1 protein-coding gene is annotated in these 865 nt (G+C 59.8%); it reads left to right on the top strand.

Annotated elements, in window-relative coordinates; genetic code table 11:
* Positions 1–78 precede the first annotated feature (78 nt).
* On the top strand, positions 79–865 hold a 787-nt coding region (locus EOA23_RS35115; protein ID WP_210212531.1), incomplete at its 3' end, for a hypothetical protein.

Raw genomic sequence — 865 nt, 5'->3', positions numbered from 1 at the left:
CTCTTGGTAACGGGCGTGACGAGCGATGCCGGAATTCGTCTCGAGCTGAGAGACCTCAGCCGATCCCCGGCGGCTCAGATGATAACGGCCATCATCGAGGCGATAACCAAGCATGAAGGTTGGGAGGGGTGCGACGTCTGTTCCGCACGCAGCGACGGCGCTATCTGTCCCATCTTCGAAAATCGCCGACGGCTGATGGGCATCGGCCAAGATGATCCCTTCAAGACGCGACTAGCGGCGGTCATTGAACTCAGCGAGCGCAACGGGAGCCATTTTCCGGTACGTCAGCTCCTGGCCTTGATCGCCAACAGCATCCTCGGCCATCCTGACGCCCGGGACGGCTTGATGACATGCGCCGACGTGCCTGCGCTGCAGGATGCCGGGCAGCTCGATCTTGCGAGCATCTACCGCAACATTTTTGGCGAAAACTTGAAGCCGAGCAGGGCGGAGAAGACAGAACTTTTCCGCAAGCTCAACGCGTTCGGGATCGGCGCGGAAACGAGCAATCGGGTTGACAATCTGCTCGTCTATGGCGCCGACGATCCGGCCTATAAGGCCGACTACGATGAACTTGTCGTCTCGGATCCTGTGTACGGAGCGACAGCCGCCTTCGCCAGCGCTCAACGCACCTACCTCGAGGGCGCGGATCTCAATGAACGCACCGCTTTCCTTGGAGCGCTTCGCGCACAACGGCAACGCCTGTTCTTTACGATGCCGGAGTCCAGGATCGACGAGTACGATCTCTGGGACCTCAGCGTGTTTCGTTATGCGGGCCTCTACATCGAAACGGCGCATAAAATCTCAGCCGGACAGGCCGCGCCTCGGCAGGCGGTTAGCATGATCGTCCGAGGGCTCAATCGTATCT

It is taken from the genome of Mesorhizobium sp. M2A.F.Ca.ET.042.01.1.1 (assembly GCF_003997405.1).
Taxonomy (GTDB): Bacteria; Pseudomonadota; Alphaproteobacteria; order Rhizobiales; family Rhizobiaceae; genus Mesorhizobium.
The sequence above is the reverse complement of the archived record's forward strand: the minus strand, read 5'-3'. Positions and strand labels throughout refer to the sequence as shown.